A 21,367-nucleotide genomic window follows, 5' to 3' on the forward strand; every position below is an offset into this window, starting at 1 on the left:
TTTTCTCCTATTTACGTAAAATAGCCAACTTAGCTTGCACGAGCTTGTCGTGTTCACTTGGTTGACTATCAGTTGCGTTAGTTTTCAATTTTTGATTTTCACCAACCAAATCTTTGATACGATTGATAATTTTGCGAGGTAGTACATTATTAACAGAATTAGTGACTGGCTCTTTTTCAAAAGTCATTACTTCATCAACTAATCCAAGTTCTAATGCATCGTCAGCATTAATCCACGTCTCTTTATCCATCAAGGCAAGGAACTCATCGACTGGACGCCCTGTTTTTACAGAATACGCCTTAGCTATGGCCTTGTCGGTGGATTTTAGCGCGTTAGATGTTTTATCCAAGTCATTGTGGTTACCACCTGCATAAGTTGACGCATTATGTATCATTAGTTGAGCAACTGGCGAAATTTGAACAGTATCACCAGCCATTGCAATAATCGATGCAGCACTATAAGCTGAACTTTCAATTTGCGTAATAACTTTACCAGGGTAATTTCGTAACGCTGTGTAAATTTCATTCGCAGCATCAACTTCTCCGCCTCCTGAATTAATTCCAATTTCTAAATCAGAACCATCAGTAGGTAAGTTGCCTAAAATATCAGTTGGTGAGGTAACAGTCATGCCTAACCAATCACGATATATTTCTGCATCATCATCATTAGTGATCATGCCTTTAATATCTAACTTCATTCACTTTCTCCTTTCCCCTGCGTCGATGGAACATAGACAGGTAAATTATTAGGCAACACACCATATTGCTTCAGCATGAATTCAGCCTGCGCTTGACCCAAAGTGCCAACTTTAACCATGTCGTTGATTTGGCTAACACGGGTAGCGTCGTCAACATATTGCATATCAAGTGTTAAATCTTCTGCATTCATTTTCAAAGCAATTTCATCAATTTCTGGGGCTACATAACTAATTAAGTTCTCGTAGTACAAGTTCTTGATTTGTGTGCTGTTGCTGTGCTGACTTTCTGTACTATTACCACCCCCTAACATGTCTACAGGTACACCAAACGCCTTACTAATCTGATTAGCAGAATACTCTGCGTTATTGTTTAACGCTTTGAATACATCAGCTTTCATCTCAAATTGACTGAACGTAGAATTGGAATCCAAAACCATCAGTCGGCCATTATTTGAGCCGTTATTAGCTTTTTCAAATGCATCACGTGCTGCATCAGCATCACCCTGTTCCAGCAGTGCGTTACTAATCTGTAAAACAGAAGTTGGCGTGATACGATTTTTAATCAAGTTCAAGCTTTGGTCTGTACTTGCTGTTGAAACGGTCAGCTCTTTAGTCAAACTTTCTAACGGTGACATCCCCACAAGATATTGATAGGTTGCGTCAGGCATTAACCTAAAGTGAAGTATCTTGTCTTGTGTTAATTTGCGTTGAGGGTGGTTGTTGTATTCAGCCAACGTATAAACTGCACCTTGATTCGCATTGTCAATATCAATACTAATAATCGAAGATGGCGGTATTTGTTCTAAATAATCCAAATCCAACGGTACATAAGCGTTACCACTCAATAACAATTGAATAATGACACCCTGCCAAAATGAAAAACGACCAATCAGCTTTGAAGGCTGATTAAGTCGCTCACTAACATACGTGTTTTCAGTTTTAAACTTAGCACTAGCAATATCGCTTGCTATTCGATTAACTACACTGAATATGTCACTGTTTTTTAGTGCGTTTGCGCCACTTATATATCCAACAGGAAGACCCGCTATTTGTGAAATAACTGGATCATATCCATGCGTACTAGGATAAGTTGTGTCAATGATTTTATGTTGTCGATTTCTCGAAGTCATTAAACCCATTCATTTATTCCCTCCTTTCCATATTGAGAATTATCGCCATGGCTACAAACAGCAGTCCTGAAACGGTAAAACCAATAATTACATTAAAATAAAAAGCACCGATATCAATCAATGCTATTCCTATAATAAACAGAATTGCCGCTAGCCAGTTATCAAAAAAATTAGATATACTTTTTATAATTTTTACTATCATCCAAACATCCTCTTAAAGTAATCTTTCTTCTCATCACGGCTCAAATCATTAAACGGATTATAATCATCCCCTTTAAAATCTTCAAAATAGAACTGTGCTCCAGTATGTGCGTTAACCAATGCATCTGATGTATCGATGTGATCACTTGTTCTATTCAAACGGTCAATCTTAACAGCTCCACCTCTGTCTTCAATCAACACAGCATTTGTAAATCCATCAATCAAAAGTGGGTCATTCAAAATAGCAGCATTGCCGTTAATAAATTGCGCTTGCAAATCTTTAGTTGGATTAGACAGCACCTGTGAAGTTGGTCGAACGGTAGATACAGGCCATTCATCGTGGTAGTTTTCGATACGTTTTAACAGCCAATCAGATAAGTTGGGGTCAAGCGCTATCATCTTTACTTTCAAGTCGTTGTCAGCAACGAACTTTTCTAACCGATGATAAACTTGGTCTTTATCGATAGTTCCTTCTGGACTTCTAGTTATTTCACACAGCCCTTGTTTTTCAAGCTCGCGATAATTTAAACCATCTTGTTTTTCCTTAGCTTCAATCGTTTTAGCTTGTGCAAAAGGAATAAAACTGAATTGTTTACAAAAATATTTATAACTTTTCACTTCACGATAAGGGAATATAAAACCTAATGAGGTATTATCGTTACTTTGACTACCATCAAAGCCGATATAAACATCACGACCATAAATATCAAAGTCATCAATGATATTTTTCTGAATGTTTTCAAGAGACAAATAACTATTTTGGAACTTACGACTCCAGATGTTCAATGATTTATTAACAAACGTGGCAAGTTCACCACTTCTATCAGCATCATCTCTATCCTTAATCAAACTATTGATTTCAGACTTATATTTGCCCTCGTCCATCTCGTTTAAGTTAGGGTTTGATTTGCTCCAAGTACTTTCTTCAAACACTTCATTTTCACTATCTTGAGCATAAATAATTTGAAACGTATTGTCTGCTTCACGTGAATCATCTTGTTCAATAATCTTGCGCATCAAATCTTGGTCTTTTTTGAATTTAACCTTTGCATTAGGGTAGGCAGTTGATATCTTGACAAACATACGATTTTTTATACCGTTTTGACCAGATGTTATTTGTCGCAATGTTTCGTTTTTATCAGGTTTAAGATTACCAATTTCATCATAAACAGCAATAACGTTGTGAAATGAATCAAATCCGCCACCTTCTGATGTTCCTTTACGAATGGTGTTCTTGCTGATACGCCCTATTACTTGTTGTGTTTGTGCATCAACATCATTTTCTTTAGCCCAAGCAGAAAACTCTGGCATTTTTAATAGCTTCTTGGCCTGAATAGAAACATCGTTAAATAACTTAGTGGCGTGTTCACTATCATAACTAGCAACCAGAAAATCTTGTGACGTTGCTTCCGCAGCGACCATAAAGTAATAAAAGTTAACCAACATGGATGCAATAAACGTTTTGCCCTGTCTACGAGCAACGCTTATGTTAGATGTGGTAAATCTTGTACCATTTTCTTCCGTACGCCAACCCAATAAACTGTCTAATATAAACGACTGCCAATTATACGGCTTCAAAGTGACCTTAAAATTATCAGGGTTAGGTAGTATCCTTGTAAAATTCTCAATCATAGTTACATATGCGGTGTCATAGTGATATGGAAAATCGTTGTCACGTTGTCTACCCAAGTCTTGCATATGCCTAAAACAAGCTAGTTGCGCATCTCGACCAGCTATATACTTATCAGTGAACAAAACATCAAAAGCATATTGAGTAGCTGGATCATTATATTTATCTAAATAACGTTTATATCGTCTTTTTTCTGATTTAACAGCACCTTTAACGTCTGTTACACCTACTAAATTAAATGTCTGCACCGAACTTCACCAACCTTAAATTATCTTGCTTGTTTTCCTTAACACCAATGTCACTTGGAACCAGTTGACCAGACCTTGCATCAAATGATAATCCTAAGTCAACAGCTAATGATTTTAAAGTCTTGATACTATCATTCATTATTGAATATGCAGGATTCTTCTTACTGAAATCTGTTATTTTATTGCCTTCATCATCAAAATTATAGGCAAATATACCGTTTTCTGATACTTCTTTTTCTGCAATTATATACGTGCTGTATGATGAACAAAAAGCTTCAAGATTAACTGTATCAATTTGTTTTATGGTACCCAGTTTCCGTAACTCAGGAACTATTTTTTTCCAAATTGTTATACCACTTCCTTTTAAATGATAAGGAGGGGTGTCTTGTAGTTCGTTAAGTTCATTTTGTTTCTCCTGAAACTCTAAATTACGTTCTCGTTGGTCTGCTCTGACTGTTTCGTCAGTGCCAGTAGTCCTTTTACGTCCAGAATTGCGTTTATTTACCAAACAAACACCCCCTTTCGTCAAAAGTTTGTGGTATACTAAATGCATATTAATAACACGTTAAACGTTGATATAACAACGTTTTAAATTCTAAAATAGCCCATTCAAAAATTTTTGATTTCTGCATTTGCAAAAAACGAGGACGCCACCTTGTGACGCTCCCTCCGTTTGCCCCCACCCGGGGGTATTTTTTATTTGTACCCGAATAATAATCAAATATACTGCTAAGTTAATATGTAAAAGCCGTACGATTATATTGTTAAGCTACTAATTAAAGAGAAGAATCAAATCTTTTGCTCGTCAAGTGATAAACCGGAAGACGACTGATGGAATTATCTCCAAACGGAATTATTTTCGTTCTCTTTTTCTTATTCTTATTCAACAATTTCAATCTAATCAATTCATTTGTTAGTTGATCAGCTTTGTTGTTCGTTCTGTTCTTCATATCTATTCCTTTCGTTGATGAACAATAGCTTGAATGATTAACAACCAATAACTAATGATGATAAGTAAGTTCATTATCAAATGTTACACAACATCAATCATCTTTCCTTTCGTCATGACGTTTGATTGAATCCAATATCCATTGTCTTACCTCATCCTTACCCCATGACTTGCTAGTGTCTATGTTCTCTAGGAATAAGCCGTCAGTATAGACATCTTCCTCAAGCATACCCTTGTACCAGTGACACCTCTTGCATATCACCCATAGATTATCTTTATCCAGCTGCCTGCGCTTATCTATCTTTCTGGGGATGATATGATCTACAACTAAATAACCTTTGGTTGTGCTTGTACGTCCACAACACTCACACGTGAACATTACTTGTTGCTTTAGTCCTGCTGATAGATGCTTCCACGTCTTGTTGTGGTAGAACTCATTAGCTTCCTTGTCACGCTTGTTAGCGTTGTACTCACGTTGCTGTCGCTTACGTTCATAAGATGACTTAGGTTTGAACTCTGGCTTAGGTCGATACATAGCCTTGTGTATCTCACAGTATGGATTGTCTTGTGCATAAGGTATGGTGTTATGACAGTCAGGTTTACGGCATATCTTTACTCTAGCCATGCTCACTCCTTAAATTTATGTATACAAAAAGCCCAACTCAATTTAATGAGTTGAGCTTATATTACTTGAACAAACTCCAAACGCTTTTCGTTGTCTTGTGATAAACGCTATTCTTTACTGACTTGCTTGGATTGGTTATGAAGCCAGTTCCTTTCTTGCCATACGCAGGATTAATGGCTGACTTAACTGCTCGCTTAGCACGTCCGGTTGTTCTAGCACTGATAGACTTTTTGATTGATGGTGTTCTCATTCCAAACTTCATATACTCATACCTCGCTTTATAACTACATTATAGTTCTTCTTGAAAACAGTTGCATAACGTCCTCCTCATTCACTGCAAAATAAAAAGCGCTCATGCGCTTATTGATTAACTTATTTAGATATAACTTTGTCAACTGCTTTTGCAATAATTCTATTTTGATCAGTTATAGTTTCATTTAATTTTTTAAGTCGATACTCTTCTGTGTAGTGCCCATCACTATAAGTCGTTGGATAATTTTTCTCATCAATTGAATAGCTATCTATATACATTTTTTTACTAAAATGCTTTGTTCCAAAATTCGCTTCGTACGTTATTGTAAATTTTCTATCCGTTACGTATTTTATAGTTGCATCTTCACCAACTGCTATCAGGGATATTATCTCTTGATTAGGCGCTAATGGAAAATTTTTGAATTTAGTAAATCCATTTGGATCTAATGTCTGACGACCTGTTTCAGATTCAAACAATGGTGTTATTTCAATATTTTTTATCCATCCTATACTACTACCATAATTTTTAATTTTTAGCTCGGTATTAAAAAATCCGTTTTCATGATGCTTGTGTAAGGAAATGAATATTATGGGTCTATTTTTTTCTCGTTCATCAACAAATTTCGCATATAAATTTATAATAAAGCTTATTGTAGCAATGATTACTGGTACCCCTATTGACAAAAGCACTAACCAGTTATCGATTGTAAATTTATTAAATATATCAAACATATCAATCCTCCAATAGCAGTAATTATACTACTAGAGAGACGAGGGTTGGATTAGAAATTATCGAATCGTTTAGAAATTTTATCAAATTCCTTGTCGAAATCTTTTTCAAACTTCTTGCGCCGATCATTCATTTTCATCATATATCTAATTACAAAGATAATTAAGAACACAAGTGCAAACAGCCAAAGCAACCCAAAAACAATCGCAATAATCAATAATGTGTTAATCATAATTTTTCTCCTAAACGCGCCACTCGGCAACTAACTCAACCACTTCATGTGGCTCTTGTAGTCAATCTGTCTGTTCTCCATCACTTCCGACCTAACCTGAATACGCGAGCGCTCATGTCGTGCAATGCTCTCTGTTTTCATCATGTCAGCGTGCTTACGATTAACATCAGTCGCCTGTTTGATATGTCTACGTCTCTTGCGTAGTTTTTTCTCTGCTTCATTCATGTTTAACTCCAAACAAAAAGCCCAACCTATTCACGTGGTTGAGCTTTTAAAATATTCAATTTATTTCTGGGCAGCTTTATGCAGAAATGCATAATACTCATACAGAGCTAACGCTACGAACATAACTAAAGCAATGTAAATCGCCCCAGATACTGCTGTGACAGCTACTACGGTCAATCCAATCGCTGAAGTTGTGAAAATCAACGAAAACTTTTGAAGTTTAGTCAACTTGTCAGTATCTCCTTGAAATGACACTGAGGTCATAATAACACCAACTAATATCATTAATCCAAAGAAAATATGTAATGCAATCATAATTATCTCTCCTTTATGTACGATGCCTTACCCCAACAATAATCATAGAAGAACACATCACGAATATTGCTTCCAATATAAGGCACCTCATTAATAATAGCATCTTCTGAAAGCGATTACTACTAAATTTTGCCAATTAAAAAGCATCCGTTAAGATGCTTTCTTGGTGACCCATATCACTTTATGATATTATCAATACTTTTTTCAGGAGAGTATAGAATGCTTGGGTTACCACACGTTAAATGCTAGCACACAAAGTTACCTTTGTCACTAACATATTTTATGTACGGTGCCTCACTTCTTGCGATGAGAAAGAAGTTAAATACGGTAATAGGAGTATTTATGTGAGACACCTTACAAACTATGTTGACACTATACGTTACTAATTTCTAGGTCATTTTCAGTCTGATTTATTAGTTATCTTTCGAGTTTTTGCCACTATTTTTATTTTTACCAACTGTATACCCAATTTGAAAAGTGGATATCACCAAAGCAATTATAGATAAAACCATTGGCCCATATATATAAATTTCACTCATTTTTGTTCCTCCAAAATTTTGGAATTTTTCTTATAGTCTTGATCATACAACGATTTATTATTTTCGAGCACCTTTAAATCACTTTTAATTACATTCAATGAACTGCCGACACCTTGGTAGAAATTTTGTCTTGCTCCCAAATCTACGTGAAGCTTGTCTGTGTCTTTTGGAGTTTCCGTTTGGTTAACCCTCAACGCATTCACATATGATGTCGCCTTGTAAATCACAGCGTTAAGATTTTGACGATAAACTTGATAATTCATAGCTTGATTTTTAGACAAACTTGTTGGATTTATGGCTTCAATAGTTTCAAAGTTTTGTTGAAGACTATCAAGTTGAAATCTAAATTGACCATAATCAAGTGTTTCATCTCCGCCATTGTCAATTTTATAAATCATCAGATCCAAATCATATTCAGCTAATTTTGCTGAATTAATCAGAATTTTGTTTGTATTGTCGCTGTACCTTTTACTTTGATTCCATTGATATATACCACTAAAAGCAGATATAACAACAGCAATTATTGTCAAAAACCAAGTTACAACTTGCGACAAAGTAATTTCTTTCTTGCTCATAAATCATCTCTCCTTTTACAAGAAAGATGATACCACATCATTGACTTCTTAATTATTAACAATACCATTATTGCACTGTTTTTAAGTCAAGAACTGTCTAGAAACTCGCATGTTTTTGCCGCTCTGAGTTATCCACTGGCTGATAAGCAAATACCGACTTTCGATATATCTGCTTAATATTCTGCAAATCTCTGTGGCACTGGCTCTCTGATTTAGAAAGTATTCTAGCTACCTGATTCCAACTACGCTTGCGTCTACGATCATATCGCAAGGATAGCATGGCTCTCTCTTCCTCCGTTAGTATCTTCAAAAAGTTAGACATGCACCACTTGTCACGAATAAAGGACTGTAACGCATAATCACTTTCTTCAATGATTAGCTGATTATCCAGAACTCGGTTTTCTTTGTTTTGAGCAGTACCACCGCCTATATTTTCATCTACTGTTTCAGGTGTCTGTAATTCGATTTTACGTAGCTTAATCTGCATGTCGATTACACCTGAATAATAGTCACTTAGGTATCTGTCTATTCTATCTGCCACGCTTTGCTCCTTTTAATGATATAATTACCAAAAAATAAAAGGTCAATTTAATATATATGACACAACTTATACTTTACATTTTGATATATTCAATGATTTTTTTCTTATCAATTACTTTAATAATTGGATTTCTTATCCATAGTCACGGTACCAAAATTATTTCGGTATTTGGTATTTTCATACAAGTATTAATACTAGCCTATCTACACTTATAAAGCATTTCAATGACTGTGAATTTCTTGTGCCATTCGTTCATTAATCACCCTTCCTCATAAATACATAAAACATAGCTGCATCAAGACCAAAAATAATTACGTATGTCAACGCTAATTCAAAATTGATAACCATGAACAATCCAGCGATAACGCTAATTAACATTAGCAAGACACATATTGTTAGTCCTGTGATTTGTAGTTTTCTCATAAAATTACCTTACCTTTATTAATTTCATAACCCATTTCTTTGGCATAACCATATATCGATGATTCATTGCAGCCAGCTTGTTTAGCGATTTCATGAACGTCCGTAACGCCAGCTTTCGTCAACTGTTTAAACTTCGCTACTCGTTTTTGCTTGGCTTCTGACGGGGTTTCTTCTGGCGCTTTCACGATCCCTTTTTCAATTAACTTTCTGCGCTTGGCATATATTTGAACAGTGGTTTTACCAATCGCGTTCGAAATTCCCCTGAATTCTTTACCTTCATCAAGCATAGAAATTAATGTTTCCGTTTGTTTATTGCTCCAGTGACTTGAATTTTCACCGCCTAGTTCTATTTTTAATTTTGACTGCATCCACTCGACAGCCATGTCAAACCCGAATTTTCTTTCCTTGTCACAAAATTCAGCTGCATAGTTCGTCATTATTATTTCTCCAGTTCGTATATCTCCAATCGTGGGTTATCTTTGTCGATATAAAAATCATGATCATATCCTTTGATGTGTTTGATATTGTCGTTCCCTAAAAACTTTACCCCTCGAACGTTTGCCTTTTGCATACCATCAAATATGAATTTTTTTATGAAATCCCAATTATCAGGGTCAATTCGTCCGTCTGCTAAGTACCAGTCAAATTTCAATTTACAAGGCCAATTAAATATAATACCATCAACCATAGCTTGTTCAACTATTCTTTTAGCATATAAAGTTCCCTTCTTTTTCAATCCCGAACCTGCATATCTATTTGTTCTTTCTGCATTTATATACTTATTTAAAGTTTTATCTCGATACTGCTCGATATTGAAGACGATTTTATTTTCCATTTTGTCTACGCTTTAATTTTTCAAGAATTTCTAATGCATATCGTCCATCAACCACACCTCGTGGTTTGCCATCTGGAGTTAAAAACGCTTGCCTTGCTTCTTCAAATGGACTTAGCCTTTTACTTGTTGCCATCTCTATACCTCTCATTCGCTCTCACGTCCACAGAAACAGTCATATTTGACGTTTTAAATGTGGTTTGGTGTATTTATACCTAAACAGCGTTTGACGTCTATTTCTTATTGCTGCGCTGTTTGAATTAAGATAATCTAGCTTCTTGCAGTCTATCGGCTAGTTTCTTTTTTTCTTCTTCACTTAATTTTCTGCGTTTTTTAACCATAAACGAGCTTGAGTAGTCATCGCTAACCCAACCAGATAGTCTATCTTCTGTTTGTTCTTCAATTTCGCCCATCTGCTCTGCGTATTTTCTGATATGTGGTGGGTAGGTAGTATCAATGTGCCAATTACCTACTTCAACGTCGAAAATAACTATCGTCTCTTGTTCATTTCTTGCTAATGCCATGTTTAATCTCCTGTTTTTAATCTGTGAGTTTGTGCTATTTCATCATTTATCACAATTCCGTTTAAGTGAAACTTACTCATGAACTTATTTTCATCAGTGTGAAACATTTGGTGGTGGGTTCTGCAAAGTTGAACAGCCCTCCGCCCTAAATGGTTTACATCACGTCTATCGCCGCCCATTCCAACACGTGAGCCATCTAAATGGTGCAGGTCACTCGGTCTCTTGCCACATATCACGCAACACTTGTTCATCAGACACTGATATTCCCAGTGCGCTATTTCCTGTGGCTCCAGTTCATTCAACGGCTTCACACTCAAGCTGATGTTATGCAAAACTGCATAATCTAATAACATGTTGATAAATTCGTTCGTATCCGACTTGTTGCCCTTGACTGCACTCAGGCTAAATTCGCCAAAGTCTAAACCGTGGTAATACTCGTACGCGCCGTAAAAGTGCCTTCTCGTGCTTTCTGCGGTCTCTAACCATACTCCACCTACTTGTGACAACCAAATGTCATTGAGTAACGCAAACGCAAATCTACGCTGTTTTGGCGTTGGTTCATTATCATCACTAGCTACCACCGATAGAACTTGTTGCTGATTAGTTGCGTGATACTTCTGCAAAGTGCGCAAATCTTCATCGCTCATTTGCAATGTGACTAACCCTTTGTTTGGATCTAGCTTATTCACTTGTCCAAATAATTCAGTCACTAAGCACTCCTACACTATTTCTATGCCCCAATGCCAAGGTTCACTGTCAACGCACATGCGCTTTGCTAATGCATACTCCACATCATCAAACTTCGTGAACACTCTTGGGTCTCGCATAATTACTCTGTCGTTTTCTGTACAAATCATTTGATAACTCATTCTCTGACATCGTCCAATCCGTCAAACACAACCGTGTTCTCTGCTTTTTTTGTAATCAGTCGGCTAACAATCTTCTTGTTGTACATGCGTTCCAGATCGCCCCTATCGTTATTTGTAGTCACGATAGTGCTGTAACGCTTGTTGCCGTCTTTATCTCTCACTTGCCTTGCTTCAGCAACTCGAAACCAGAACTGCTGTAATCTTTCAGTGGCACTGCCTTCGTTTTTCATACCACCAGCTTCAGAACCAAAGTCATCAAGTATCAACACATCAACTTCACGCATTGATCGCTCAATGTTCTTTATCTTGATAGCTGCCTCATTGTCATTGAAGTCATACATAATCAATTCTCGTAAGTCCATAACGCTGACAAACATGCTCAACTTATCCGAGTGCTGTTTCAGTGCATCAATGATTGCTAACACCATGGCTGTTTTACCAGTACCAGCTTCACCGTAGAACAGAACGTTGAAATTACTATCAAACATTCTCTTAGTGATATCTGCGGACTTCTTCCAAATATCATGTGCTAACTTTTGATTTGGTTGCACTTTTGGGTTCCACTTCTGAAATGTGAACGTCTGCTCACCGCTAGTTCCCCACACGCTATCTCGCTTGTAGATACGTGCCCTGTTATTAAACAGTGCTTGACGAACTCGTTCCTGGTCTTCACGTTCTACTTTTTCACGCCATGCTTGCAATTCTTCATCGCTAACCTTGTTCTTGGCAAAGCGTTCATCGTTTTCCAACATCTCCTTGAGGCTATTCATCTTGTTCCATAGCCTCCGTTCCTCATTGCTGGTTTGCCAGTTACCTGGTTTTCATTCAAGTAACTTTCAAACTTAGTTCCAAACAATGTTTCAGGTCTTAGATATTGTTTCATTTTTTGATCTGTTAACCATTGCTTGCTTTTAACATCAATCACGGTTCTAAAATCATCTAAACTAAATCCTTCGTTAAATCTTGCTTTGATTAACTTTTTAGTTTTAGTTCCACTACTTCGATATTTACTTCCAGTCTTTTCGTTCAAATAATTAACAACTTCTTTGTAAGGGAGTTGGTCGGGTTCTTTGGAACCGGACAATATATCTTTTCTATCCTTACCTAACCTAACCTTACCTAACCTTACCTGCGTCAACGTTTCGTCTACGTCTCGTGGACGTTCTGTATACGTGACTAAATCTTGGCGTTCATATTGACCTGATTTGTTAATCTGAAGTTGCTCTAATTCGTTGGGATACATGGTTTTGTTGTAGGTATCCTTACGAATATAATTGTGAACACGCCAATCTTTTATCACTACTACTCCGTTTTCAAAAGGGAGTAAAAACTGTTTTGCGATTAACAACTTTCTATCGTCATCGCTAGACCCAATCATTCTTTGAATTGTTTTGGTATTATCTATAAATCCGTCATCATCTGCATGCATGTTTAAGTGAAAATATAGCGCCTGTGTTGACAACGGCATATCAAGAAAAGTATCTGTGTCGGTAACTTTTTTACTAAACATTCTTCTTTGTGCCATGTTTCTCCTTTGGGCTTCACACCCTTTCGTGTGGTTACGCCACATCGCCATCATACGAATGAACATCAACGAATCGAGCGACTTAAACTCTTTTCACTGGCTAATCAGTTTAGTGACGATGATCGGGTCATAACGACCTTAATTTAATTGTTTGGCGATTTCAGAAAGCATCTGTTTGAAGTCTTTACCGGTGTATATACCGTCATCTTGAATATCGTCCCAAACTTTCGAGAACTCATATTTAATCGCTTTTTTTACTTCCTGAACTTCTGTCAACTTGGGCGGTTCAGACTCCAATGCTTTAGCCTGAACAAATTCTAAATTCAGCAACTTCGTTAGTGCTCCGGTTGGTTTACCAGTGGCGGTGAAATTGCTAATCTTTAACCAATCTGCCTTAATAGTTAGTGGTGTTTTAAGTTGATACGATTCATTACGTTCATCAATTTCTTTTTGCAACACTGGTTGTAATTGCTTTAGACGGCCAACATTCCACGTATTTTGTTCTTCCGTGATATCCTCAATGATTGAATCAGCGGTATCTTTAATGGCGAATAAACCGCCATTGCGCTCAGTTAATTCTTGTTCATATTCCTTAACATTTTGCTTCACTGATTTCTTGATTAAGTCAGATACTTGCTTCATGTCTTTCTTCAAAGCAGCCATACTTTGAGCATCTACCTTGCTACTAATCGTGGTCACTTCAACACCGTTCAACGTTGCTCGCAAATCGTTCCAGTTTTGTGCCACACCGTTTTCAAAACTAATCAACGGCATTACTGTTTTTGGCTCATTCATTTCACGTCCTCCGAAGTATCATTCTTTTCAGCAAAAGGATTAGGCGCATCACCTGTATCAACTCCAGAAAACGGATTATCGCTTTTTTCTTCTGGTTGATTATCAATAATTTCTGGTTCAACGTTTTGATCGTCAGTAGTGATTTCTTCTGTTTCCGGAGTAACATCACGTGCTTCACGTTCGTTCTTATCGTCTTCTGCAATAGCTTGCGCAACCTTAGTTGTCTTAGGAGCAAACTTAAGCAAGTCTTTCATCACGGTTTTAATCGCCATTGCATCAAAATCTGTGTACCATGGTGTCTGTGGTGTTTTACCGTATTTGTCTTTATGGTCTGGCCCCTTATAGGTTTGACTATACTTCAAAGCGTGGTTAATCACTCGTTGGATTGGCCAATACTTGACAATGCGTTCACCATCTAAGTAATAAAATGCCAAGTATCCAGCTACTGGACTTTCACCATCTACATATGGATCGTAGTTTTCATTTTCCATTGTGAATTCATCAAATACATAGTTGTAATGTGGCTTGTTCGCTTCATAAACAACGCTTCCACCCAAACGACCAACACGACCGGTATTCTGTACAAGTTTGATAATTCCTCGATAGCCTAGTTGGAACTGAGCTTTAACATCCTTGGTTACCCACTTACCATCTACCTTTGCTCGCTTTCCATATGGAATGACGTAGGCTTCACCAAGGTCTGGTAAGACGGACAAATCAAGAATGGCGGCTCGCATTGCAGCGTTTGTTAGATCATTCATATTTGTTTTTGCTAAGTCTGGGTTCAATGCCACTACTGTTGACAATCCACTTAAGAAACCAGCCGCATTGTCTTTCAATATTTCCTCAAAATGCTTTTGCATCTTGTCACTGTTAATAATTTTTTGAACTTGTGCTACTTCATTTGCCATAGTTACTTCCACTCCAATTCTTTAATTGCTTCTTCACCATACGTGCTATAAGGCGTTAATATTCCTTTGTACACACCGTTTAGGCAGTTCTTTTCCAAACACGTACCAAGTGCTTCACCGGCACAAACAACTTCTTTCGTTCCGACTTTGACCACATAAACGAAGTAGCATTCTTTTTGCAATTCTTCATAAGTCATCCACATAAAGTCAGCTTCATCTGTATTATTTAATGCATAAACATACAAACATTTCTCGTGAAACGGAACGGCTTCTTTTCCCTCAAAATAATCATGCTCAAAATCATTTCGTGGTTGATATGGTTCGGGTAATGTCACTACCATTTGCATTTACCTCGTTTCTTGCTATAATCGAGATATAAATTTCATTCCAATAATTTATATCTAGCGCTTTAACTGCTCCAACAGTTAGGCGCTTTTCTTTTGCCTATAAACATCACTTGCTCTTTTCAGTGGTTTATCTTCACTAAGGTTGTTAACAATTCGTGTCGCCTGTGCGTAGGTGTATCCGTCCTCAATTAACGACTGACGGAGTATTTCTGCTTCGGCTATATCGAATTTATGTTCGTCATATATGAAGTAGCTCACTCCTACTGCTATGACGATGATTCCAAATACTATGCTCATGTTTACACCTCCTTTATAATGTTTTATTGTTTGTGTGGTGCTATCATTTAATTACTAGTTAAATTGCTCAACTCCAATGAAAGAAAGATAAATATGAAAATTCAGATGATTACCATTCTTGTAGCCTTCTTTACACCTTTTTTAGCTGCTGCCTGTGCTTATTACTTTTCTGTATCCAAGAAACATCAACTTGAAAACCAAGAGGAAGCCTATAAAAATTACTATGCTCCGTTAATGGGCTTACTCACTCATTACCAACTTTCTGCTATTTCCTACGGCATAGCTGTTGGTGCTTCTAAACAAGGAAGTTTTCAATTCAAAGGACGAGTAAAAGTTGATAACAGACTACGTGATTTGGTTAGAAATAATATTGCATATGTCCCCAAAACAATCGGATCTAAATTGCACCAATTTTTAATGTCAAGCGATGATTTCTTTTATCAAGAAGGTGAAGATTATAAAGACTATGAGCACTACGCCATGCTCGCCTCTGAATCTTTCGATTTAATTATCATAGAATCATTAAAAGAAGCATCAGTATTATCAAGGAAGCTAGGATACCCAGACGTAGCGGAAGAACTGTTGAGTGAGTTCCTGAAGTCTTTTGTGGCAAAACCAACAAATCGTCATTTGGTACACGGCTAGGACTAACTAACGTTATCCAAGCGCCATTAGTGAATTTGTACAAGTGATAACTTTCCGGTATCCATAAATCGCCTTCTTGTGGACTGTCGGGGTTAACCCAAGAACAAAATATTTTGTTGCTTGTTCCAGTTTTATGATCAGCTTCCATTACCTCTCCTATGCTGCTTGCAAAAACTTATTAATAAAGTATTGCTGTCCCTTACCAGTTGCCTTTGGTGTCTTAGTTGTTACGTTTACCCCATTTGAGTTAATGTGGTTATGTTCCTTGATTTCAAACAATCCCATTTCCATACTCTTTTGAGTTGGCATGTTGTAGTCTGTTCCCTTACGGCGTATTAGATAGCCATTTTCACGCAACCATGTAAACAATCGATTAGCGCCTGTATCAATGCCGTTCTGTTTCAACAACTTAGCTAGTTCGCCAACCAAGATACTTGTTTGACTTGCGCTCACTGCATCAGCGAACAATGCTTTGGGTTTCATTTCAGCAATCAAGTTATCCTTATGATCTAATTTCATCTGTGCAATAGTTAATGCGCGCGCCATAATCTGGTCTGGGCTGTTCCATGCTTTTTCAACTTGAATGAAGTACATACGAACTTGCTTGCCTTTTTCAGTTCCAGACATCAGCGCAATTTGCTTAGCAGCATCGACCGTTAATGAATAATCTTGCAATTGACGTAATTGTGTACCACCATTGTTTTGGACCTCCGTACCTGAAAGTACGCTGGTAAAATCTTCATTTTCAATTAGTTGCTTGGCGTTTGTTTCAAACCATGCACTGAAGCGTTTCTTAACTTCCAATGCCTGATACAATTCACGGGCACTTACTTGCGCTTCGCCTTGATTGTTGTGATTAATCTTGATAATTTCTTCCATGTTGTTTACCTCCCGTAAAACTTTGTGTGTGAATCTATCCATTCCTGAACTGCCTTTTTCGGATAACCATCTTTCATATTTGGTTGTTCGATATAAGGAAATCCATCTGAATAGATATATTTATTAACGTTGTTTATGCTAACTCCTAGAAACTGAGCCAACTCTGTTTTATCCATGATTTCTGGTAATTGACTCTTGTGGAAAAACTTTATGATTTCATCTAGTTTTGTAAGTAGCTGCGTTACCATCCGATCACTTCCTTTCTAATGTTTGTTTTGTGCTATCCTTTAGTTAATGACATGAAAGGAGAAACACAATGATAAAATTTGGAGATTGGTTAGCTGAATTTAAAGATGTTGATAGACCAATAGGTGATTTAGCAAATGACATGATCAGCGAAAATGCTATTGATACTTTCAACAAAGTTACATCTGTTGATGAATTGCCTTCTAACTTAACTGGAGAAGTCTTAACTGTTGCAATTCAGGCTTTTGAATATTATCTTATTGATACTTCGGTACAATAATTACTGTGTAATCATCTGGCGGTTCAAGTTCGTGTTTAGCGTATTTGAGACGTATTTCTACGTTCCCAATATCTCTGCTATCAATTACCTGGGCTGTTTTTGTTTTGCCTGCGTTATACGCCATGCTTCCGCTTCCTTTCTAAATATCTTTCAGCCCAAGAATTTTCGCTGCACGTTTTTGAATTTCAATATCCTTTGGTGTTGAATTTCCCGCCAACGCTCTACTAACTTGTGCTGGCGATACACCAAGCAATTCTGCTAATTCGACTTGCTTCATTCCTCTTTCCAATAAAGATACTTTGAATTTTATTTTCACTTTGGATGAAGCACTTTCTAGTTCTGTCATTTGTAACCTCCTGTGTAATTTATTCATCAAGTTATTGACAATTATTTACACAATGTGTAAAATAAGTGCATACGAAATAAGCCACAAATTGTGTACCACCTAGTAATCAGACCGCCAAGTTAGATTTACAAGTGTTCGTTTTTTGTTGCTCAATTACTTGATGAACTTATTATTACACACAGTGTTATTTAATGCAATACTTTTGTGTGTTTTTGTGTAATTTTATTTTCGTCATTATCAAAGGATGCTGATATGACAACGTTTGAAAGAATAAAAAAAGTTTCAAAAACTAGAGGTATGAATCTGAAACAAGTAGCTATTGCTTCTGGGTTGAGTGAAAATGCAATATACAGATATAATCAAGGTGTTGAACCAAGTGGCCCCGCTATTAAAGCAATAGCTGACACCCTTAGTGTTTCAACAGAGTATTTGTTGGGGATTGACGAAGATACAAGCTCAAGCCAAAAGAAAAAAGTAGATATTTTAGACGATGAGACAATACTAGCTTTTGACGGTATGGAAATTGAAGAATCTGAAAAAGAAAAGCTGCGTGATTATGCTCGCTATATAATTTCCTTACGTGAAAAGGAGAATAAATGAACAAAATATTTCGCTATGATTACGTTTATCCAGACATAGTAAATGCGCTTGAATTAAAAGCTAAAAATAGCGGTACTGTTTTGATATTAGCCGATGATTTATTAAGCCACGTCCCTGATACTGCTTTAATAAAAAACAAGGCAATCATAATGAATATGAATTTTCAAGTAAACGTTGACTATTGCTACCGTTTAGCTCATGAAATTAGTCATATATTATATGGTGATCACGATGCGCAAGCAGTTTACCAATTCAGTGAATACGGAAAACGTGGTGAAGAATTATTGGCGCACCGAAATGCAATTAAAATGTTAATGAAAATAAAAGTACCTAGTAATCCCATTAATTTTATGGACTACTATCGCATACCCTCATGGTTGGAAAAAGATGTAATAAAGACATTTAGAGAAGTCACAATAGTGGAATAACATTATGTGCTAAGCAACCACATTAAACCGCTCAAGAGAGAATGGGAATATGGAGAAAACAGAAGCGACAAATCATAAAAGAATATGGATTTTAGGTTCAGCTGCGACATTAGTTATTTTACTAATAATCGTTATTATCACAACATTAAATAAGGATAAGCCAAAAGTATCAACAGCCGAAGGCCAGACGATTTATAAAGTAAAAATAACTAGTACTACAGTAGATGAAATGTCAGACTGGAAGATAAGCGGAACAACAAGCGCACCGGACGGGGCAAAATTATTTGCTACTTATGGTGATTCAACAGATGATGAAGATTTTGGTGTAAATGCAGCAACCGCTACATCATTAACTTCTTGGGCTACTGTTAAAAATGGAAAATTTACCATGTATGTTGATCCTTTAACCCTGCATTACAAAAGCACATACGAAGCAGATTCCTCAATTAAATCTTATTTATTTGCTGTAACCGGATTAAAAGGCAAGCTTGAAAAATACGATACAGAATCAAAGATTAGTGACCACATGAAATCAAGTATTATAGATAACATAAAAATCACTAAGCTAACTTTAAACAGTTCACAGGCTGATTACTATAATAATTTAAAAGAATCTAGTTCGAGTTCAGAGGCATCGAGTGAAAGTGAATATTCCTCAACTAGTGATTCCTCATCAAGTTACTCAGAAAACAATGATGTTACTAGTTATCAAACCGGAATTACTTATGATCAAATAGCAAGAACGCCAAACGATTACAAAGGCAAAAAAATGCAATTTACTGGAAAAGTAATTCAAGTAGTTGAAAATGACAGTGAAACAGATATTAGATTAGCGGTTGACGGTAATTATGATAATATCATCATGGTTGGATTCGATCCTGATGTTCTTAATGGTTCTCGAGTGCTTGAAGATGATTTGATCACGGTTTCGGGAGAAAGCGTTGGTACACTATCTTATAAGTCGACTATGGGTGGAAAAATAACAGTACCGGCTATTTACGCCAAAATAATTGACGATCAAGGAAAAGCTAGTGATGACTATGGCGAGTAATAAATGCCCTTGTGGGCGTACATAATAGACAATGAAGTCTCTAAAATAATGCAAAATAAAAAAGCACACCCCAACCTGCAAAAGTTCACTGGGTGTGCTAAAAGTATACTACAAACGCACGGGGCGTTCTATTAGATTATAACAGATATAAGCCTTCTTTTTAAGGGAGATTTTTGTATGGCTTCAATATATAAAAGAGGTAAAACATTTACCGTTAGTGTATCCGTCCCTTATCAAGGCGGATATAAAAAGAAAACTAAATCAGGTTTCAAAACAAAAACCGAAGCAAATCAATGGGCTATAAAAACGGAAGGATCTAAGATTGATGGTGACATTGATTTTAAACCGTCACAACTCCTTTCTTCCTATATAAGTGACTGGATTGATACATATAAAACAGACGTGTCACGTTCAACTCATGTTGGTTATGAAATGACTTTGAAAGCTGTTAGCGAATACTTTGAAAATACATCATTAGATCAAGTAACCCGTCATGATGCCCAAAAATTTTTAAACGAATATGGGCTCTCTCATTCTCTTGCTACTAGCCAAAAAGTCAAAGGACATTTAAGTGGCATATTAAAGGATGCCGTAGCTGATGGAATAATAAGGGTCAATCCTTTTGAAAGAGCAAAACCGCATGGTACTAATGCCAAAGATAGCTCACTAAAGTTCTTAGAATACACTGACTTTAAACGTTTTATAGAATATCTAAAAGAAAACCATGAGCCAACTCATGATATTATGTTAGTAGCTTCTTTATCAGGTGCTCGATTGGGAGAGGTATTAGCCCTTACCCCTAATGACATCGGTAATGGAATAATCAATATCAGCAAATCTTATGAAGAACGTTTGAATATTGTAAAAGAGCCTAAAACTCCTAGTTCAATCAGAACTGTAGATGTTCCAGAATGGCTAACAGATTATTTACTTACATTATCCAAAGACAACGATGAAAGATTATTGAATCGTCAGCAATCTAGCGTTAATCGTGAACTGCAGAGAATATTAACACGATTAGACATCCCCAAAAGAATAACTTTTCATGGACTAAGACATAGTCATGCTTCTATGTTAATTTCTCAAGGCGTTGCTGTAGAATATATAAGTGAAAGATTGGGTCACAAAGATATTTCTATCACTCAAAAAACGTATTTACACCTCTTACAAGTGAAGCGAAATAAGGAAATTTCACACACCATCACGCTTCTTAATTCACTATAATTTTCGATATTTACTACAGTTTTACTACAAGGGTATCTAAAAACCTTATGTACCAGCACCCCTAAATCTTATTCAAAGAAACAGCTCGCAAACCAATGATTATGCCAATGCTAATTTTGGTTTAAATAAAACCGCTATGTATCAACATTTACAAGAAGTTGATTAGCGGTTTTTGTTTTACTTATTTTCTAAAAATTCACTATTATTCATTATTTTTCACTTAAAATTTACTACATTTGCTACAAATTTACTACAA

35 protein-coding genes are annotated in these 21,367 nt (G+C 36.5%); 6 read left to right on the forward strand and 29 right to left on the reverse strand.

From position 1 onward, the window contains the following. Nucleotides 1-7: 7 nt before the first annotated feature. The 25 genes from RHP56_RS07930 to RHP56_RS08050 all read right to left on the reverse strand — a co-directional run bounded on the left by RHP56_RS07930 (nucleotide 8) and on the right by RHP56_RS08050 (nucleotide 15,412). A complete protein-coding gene (locus RHP56_RS07930) occupies nucleotides 8-697 on the reverse strand; it encodes a head maturation protease, ClpP-related (RefSeq protein ID WP_011680285.1) in 690 nt (229 codons plus the stop codon). Continuing rightward, nucleotides 694-1,836, reverse strand: a complete 1,143-nt coding sequence (locus RHP56_RS07935; protein WP_096639489.1) for a phage portal protein — start codon at nucleotides 1,834-1,836, stop codon at nucleotides 694-696. The genes RHP56_RS07930 and RHP56_RS07935 overlap by 4 nt, the downstream gene beginning before the upstream one ends. Nucleotides 1,837-1,840: 4 nt before the next feature. Continuing rightward, nucleotides 1,841-2,029 (reverse strand): hypothetical protein, encoded by a 189-nt coding sequence (locus RHP56_RS07940; protein ID WP_096639490.1) that lies wholly within the window; start codon nucleotides 2,027-2,029, stop codon nucleotides 1,841-1,843. Then, a complete protein-coding gene (locus RHP56_RS07945) occupies nucleotides 2,026-3,906 on the reverse strand; it encodes a terminase large subunit (RefSeq protein WP_179876256.1) in 1,881 nt (626 codons plus the stop codon). Before RHP56_RS07945 ends, RHP56_RS07940 begins: the two co-directional genes overlap by 4 nt. Next, nucleotides 3,893-4,414, reverse strand: a complete 522-nt coding sequence (locus RHP56_RS07950) for a phage terminase small subunit P27 family (RefSeq protein WP_096639491.1) — start codon at nucleotides 4,412-4,414, stop codon at nucleotides 3,893-3,895. The genes RHP56_RS07945 and RHP56_RS07950 overlap by 14 nt, the downstream gene beginning before the upstream one ends. Before the next feature lie 535 nt (nucleotides 4,415-4,949). Beyond that, nucleotides 4,950-5,480 carry an HNH endonuclease gene (locus RHP56_RS07955; RefSeq protein WP_105296190.1) on the reverse strand — a complete coding sequence of 177 codons (531 nt, stop codon included), beginning with the start codon at nucleotides 5,478-5,480 and terminating at the stop codon, nucleotides 4,950-4,952. 61 nt (nucleotides 5,481-5,541) lie between these two features. Beyond that, nucleotides 5,542-5,742 carry a hypothetical protein gene (locus tag RHP56_RS07960; protein ID WP_105296191.1) on the reverse strand — a complete coding sequence of 67 codons (201 nt, stop codon included), beginning with the start codon at nucleotides 5,740-5,742 and terminating at the stop codon, nucleotides 5,542-5,544. Nucleotides 5,743-5,852: 110 nt separating this feature from the next. Beyond that, entirely contained in the window at nucleotides 5,853-6,464 is a 612-nt protein-coding gene (locus RHP56_RS07965; protein WP_105296192.1) for a hypothetical protein, read from the reverse strand. 50 nt (nucleotides 6,465-6,514) lie between these two features. Beyond that, nucleotides 6,515-6,694: a hypothetical protein gene (locus RHP56_RS07970; protein ID WP_105296193.1), complete on the reverse strand. Its 180-nt coding sequence runs from the start codon at nucleotides 6,692-6,694 to the stop codon at nucleotides 6,515-6,517. Nucleotides 6,695-6,979: 285 nt separating this feature from the next. Beyond that, nucleotides 6,980-7,234 (reverse strand): hypothetical protein, encoded by a 255-nt coding sequence (locus RHP56_RS07975; protein WP_011680294.1) that lies wholly within the window; start codon nucleotides 7,232-7,234, stop codon nucleotides 6,980-6,982. Between the two features lie 413 nt (nucleotides 7,235-7,647). Beyond that, nucleotides 7,648-7,773 (reverse strand): hypothetical protein, encoded by a 126-nt coding sequence (locus tag RHP56_RS07980; RefSeq protein WP_010292084.1) that lies wholly within the window; start codon nucleotides 7,771-7,773, stop codon nucleotides 7,648-7,650. Beyond that, nucleotides 7,770-8,348 (reverse strand): hypothetical protein, encoded by a 579-nt coding sequence (locus RHP56_RS07985; RefSeq protein ID WP_010292081.1) that lies wholly within the window; start codon nucleotides 8,346-8,348, stop codon nucleotides 7,770-7,772. The genes RHP56_RS07980 and RHP56_RS07985 overlap by 4 nt, the downstream gene beginning before the upstream one ends. Before the next feature lie 97 nt (nucleotides 8,349-8,445). Then, complete coding sequence (locus tag RHP56_RS07990; RefSeq protein WP_462794688.1) at nucleotides 8,446-8,889, reverse strand: DUF722 domain-containing protein; 444 nt, start codon at nucleotides 8,887-8,889, stop codon at nucleotides 8,446-8,448. A gap of 255 nt (nucleotides 8,890-9,144) precedes the next feature. Further along, nucleotides 9,145-9,312: a hypothetical protein gene (locus RHP56_RS07995; protein ID WP_165379444.1), complete on the reverse strand. Its 168-nt coding sequence runs from the start codon at nucleotides 9,310-9,312 to the stop codon at nucleotides 9,145-9,147. Beyond that, entirely contained in the window at nucleotides 9,309-9,749 is a 441-nt protein-coding gene (locus RHP56_RS08000) for a hypothetical protein (protein ID WP_281446813.1), read from the reverse strand. Before RHP56_RS08000 ends, RHP56_RS07995 begins: the two co-directional genes overlap by 4 nt. A 2-nt stretch (nucleotides 9,750-9,751) precedes the next feature. Then, complete coding sequence (locus RHP56_RS08005; protein WP_258984183.1) at nucleotides 9,752-10,147, reverse strand: hypothetical protein; 396 nt, start codon at nucleotides 10,145-10,147, stop codon at nucleotides 9,752-9,754. After that, on the reverse strand, nucleotides 10,137-10,280 hold the full coding sequence (locus RHP56_RS08010) for a hypothetical protein (protein ID WP_181065408.1): 144 nt from the start codon (nucleotides 10,278-10,280) through the stop codon (nucleotides 10,137-10,139). The genes RHP56_RS08005 and RHP56_RS08010 overlap by 11 nt, the downstream gene beginning before the upstream one ends. A 124-nt stretch (nucleotides 10,281-10,404) precedes the next feature. Further along, nucleotides 10,405-10,668: a hypothetical protein gene (locus RHP56_RS08015; protein WP_105296197.1), complete on the reverse strand. Its 264-nt coding sequence runs from the start codon at nucleotides 10,666-10,668 to the stop codon at nucleotides 10,405-10,407. A 2-nt stretch (nucleotides 10,669-10,670) separates the two neighbouring features. After that, complete coding sequence (locus tag RHP56_RS08020; protein WP_258984190.1) at nucleotides 10,671-11,378, reverse strand: putative HNHc nuclease; 708 nt, start codon at nucleotides 11,376-11,378, stop codon at nucleotides 10,671-10,673. A gap of 155 nt (nucleotides 11,379-11,533) precedes the next feature. Further along, a complete protein-coding gene (locus RHP56_RS08025; RefSeq protein WP_223346828.1) occupies nucleotides 11,534-12,307 on the reverse strand; it encodes a DnaA ATPase domain-containing protein in 774 nt (257 codons plus the stop codon). Next, a complete protein-coding gene (locus RHP56_RS08030) occupies nucleotides 12,304-13,062 on the reverse strand; it encodes a conserved phage C-terminal domain-containing protein (RefSeq protein ID WP_273709210.1) in 759 nt (252 codons plus the stop codon). The genes RHP56_RS08025 and RHP56_RS08030 overlap by 4 nt, the downstream gene beginning before the upstream one ends. Before the next feature lie 138 nt (nucleotides 13,063-13,200). After that, nucleotides 13,201-13,857, reverse strand: coding sequence for a hypothetical protein (locus tag RHP56_RS08035; RefSeq protein ID WP_153245442.1), 657 nt, complete (start codon nucleotides 13,855-13,857; stop codon nucleotides 13,201-13,203). Further along, nucleotides 13,854-14,768: a recombinase RecT gene (locus tag RHP56_RS08040; RefSeq protein ID WP_153245443.1), complete on the reverse strand. Its 915-nt coding sequence runs from the start codon at nucleotides 14,766-14,768 to the stop codon at nucleotides 13,854-13,856. The genes RHP56_RS08035 and RHP56_RS08040 overlap by 4 nt, the downstream gene beginning before the upstream one ends. A 2-nt stretch (nucleotides 14,769-14,770) precedes the next feature. Continuing rightward, nucleotides 14,771-15,109 (reverse strand): hypothetical protein, encoded by a 339-nt coding sequence (locus RHP56_RS08045; RefSeq protein WP_228117375.1) that lies wholly within the window; start codon nucleotides 15,107-15,109, stop codon nucleotides 14,771-14,773. A gap of 84 nt (nucleotides 15,110-15,193) precedes the next feature. Further along, complete coding sequence (locus RHP56_RS08050; RefSeq protein ID WP_072614121.1) at nucleotides 15,194-15,412, reverse strand: hypothetical protein; 219 nt, start codon at nucleotides 15,410-15,412, stop codon at nucleotides 15,194-15,196. Between the two features lie 93 nt (nucleotides 15,413-15,505). Here RHP56_RS08050 and RHP56_RS08055 point away from each other — a divergent pair, with 93 nt between their 5' ends. Then, nucleotides 15,506-16,057 (forward strand): hypothetical protein, encoded by a 552-nt coding sequence (locus tag RHP56_RS08055; RefSeq protein ID WP_072614122.1) that lies wholly within the window; start codon nucleotides 15,506-15,508, stop codon nucleotides 16,055-16,057. 156 nt (nucleotides 16,058-16,213) lie between these two features. Here RHP56_RS08055 and RHP56_RS08060 read toward each other — a convergent pair whose 3' ends face one another. After that, nucleotides 16,214-16,936 carry a phage antirepressor KilAC domain-containing protein gene (locus RHP56_RS08060; protein WP_462794689.1) on the reverse strand — a complete coding sequence of 241 codons (723 nt, stop codon included), beginning with the start codon at nucleotides 16,934-16,936 and terminating at the stop codon, nucleotides 16,214-16,216. Between the two features lie 5 nt (nucleotides 16,937-16,941). Further along, nucleotides 16,942-17,184, reverse strand: a complete 243-nt coding sequence (locus RHP56_RS08065) for a MerR family transcriptional regulator (protein WP_136903796.1) — start codon at nucleotides 17,182-17,184, stop codon at nucleotides 16,942-16,944. A 68-nt stretch (nucleotides 17,185-17,252) separates the two neighbouring features. Between RHP56_RS08065 and RHP56_RS08070 the strand changes: the two genes are divergently transcribed. After that, a complete protein-coding gene (locus tag RHP56_RS08070) occupies nucleotides 17,253-17,462 on the forward strand; it encodes a hypothetical protein (RefSeq protein ID WP_010284703.1) in 210 nt (69 codons plus the stop codon). Here the strand turns inward: RHP56_RS08070 and RHP56_RS08075 are convergent. Both RHP56_RS08075 and RHP56_RS08080 read right to left on the reverse strand, forming a co-directional pair. Beyond that, nucleotides 17,440-17,586 carry a hypothetical protein gene (locus RHP56_RS08075; protein ID WP_153245445.1) on the reverse strand — a complete coding sequence of 49 codons (147 nt, stop codon included), beginning with the start codon at nucleotides 17,584-17,586 and terminating at the stop codon, nucleotides 17,440-17,442. The two genes, RHP56_RS08070 and RHP56_RS08075, sit on opposite strands and share 23 nt — an antisense overlap. A 15-nt stretch (nucleotides 17,587-17,601) precedes the next feature. Beyond that, complete coding sequence (locus RHP56_RS08080) at nucleotides 17,602-17,808, reverse strand: helix-turn-helix domain-containing protein (protein ID WP_096639508.1); 207 nt, start codon at nucleotides 17,806-17,808, stop codon at nucleotides 17,602-17,604. Between the two features lie 252 nt (nucleotides 17,809-18,060). On the opposite strand from RHP56_RS08080, the gene RHP56_RS08085 reads away from it, so the two are divergent. From RHP56_RS08085 to RHP56_RS08100, 4 genes are all read left to right on the forward strand, one after another. Continuing rightward, on the forward strand, nucleotides 18,061-18,408 hold the full coding sequence (locus RHP56_RS08085; RefSeq protein WP_128684406.1) for a helix-turn-helix domain-containing protein: 348 nt from the start codon (nucleotides 18,061-18,063) through the stop codon (nucleotides 18,406-18,408). Then, nucleotides 18,405-18,836: a M48 family metalloprotease gene (locus RHP56_RS08090; protein ID WP_136903795.1), complete on the forward strand. Its 432-nt coding sequence runs from the start codon at nucleotides 18,405-18,407 to the stop codon at nucleotides 18,834-18,836. Before RHP56_RS08085 ends, RHP56_RS08090 begins: the two co-directional genes overlap by 4 nt. Before the next feature lie 49 nt (nucleotides 18,837-18,885). Beyond that, nucleotides 18,886-19,887, forward strand: a complete 1,002-nt coding sequence (locus tag RHP56_RS08095; RefSeq protein ID WP_194258435.1) for a hypothetical protein — start codon at nucleotides 18,886-18,888, stop codon at nucleotides 19,885-19,887. Nucleotides 19,888-20,064: 177 nt separating this feature from the next. Further along, nucleotides 20,065-21,111, forward strand: a complete 1,047-nt coding sequence (locus RHP56_RS08100) for a site-specific integrase (RefSeq protein WP_136903794.1) — start codon at nucleotides 20,065-20,067, stop codon at nucleotides 21,109-21,111. Nucleotides 21,112-21,367 lie beyond the last annotated feature (256 nt).

The sequence above is a fragment of the Leuconostoc sp. C5 genome (genome assembly GCF_056530425.1).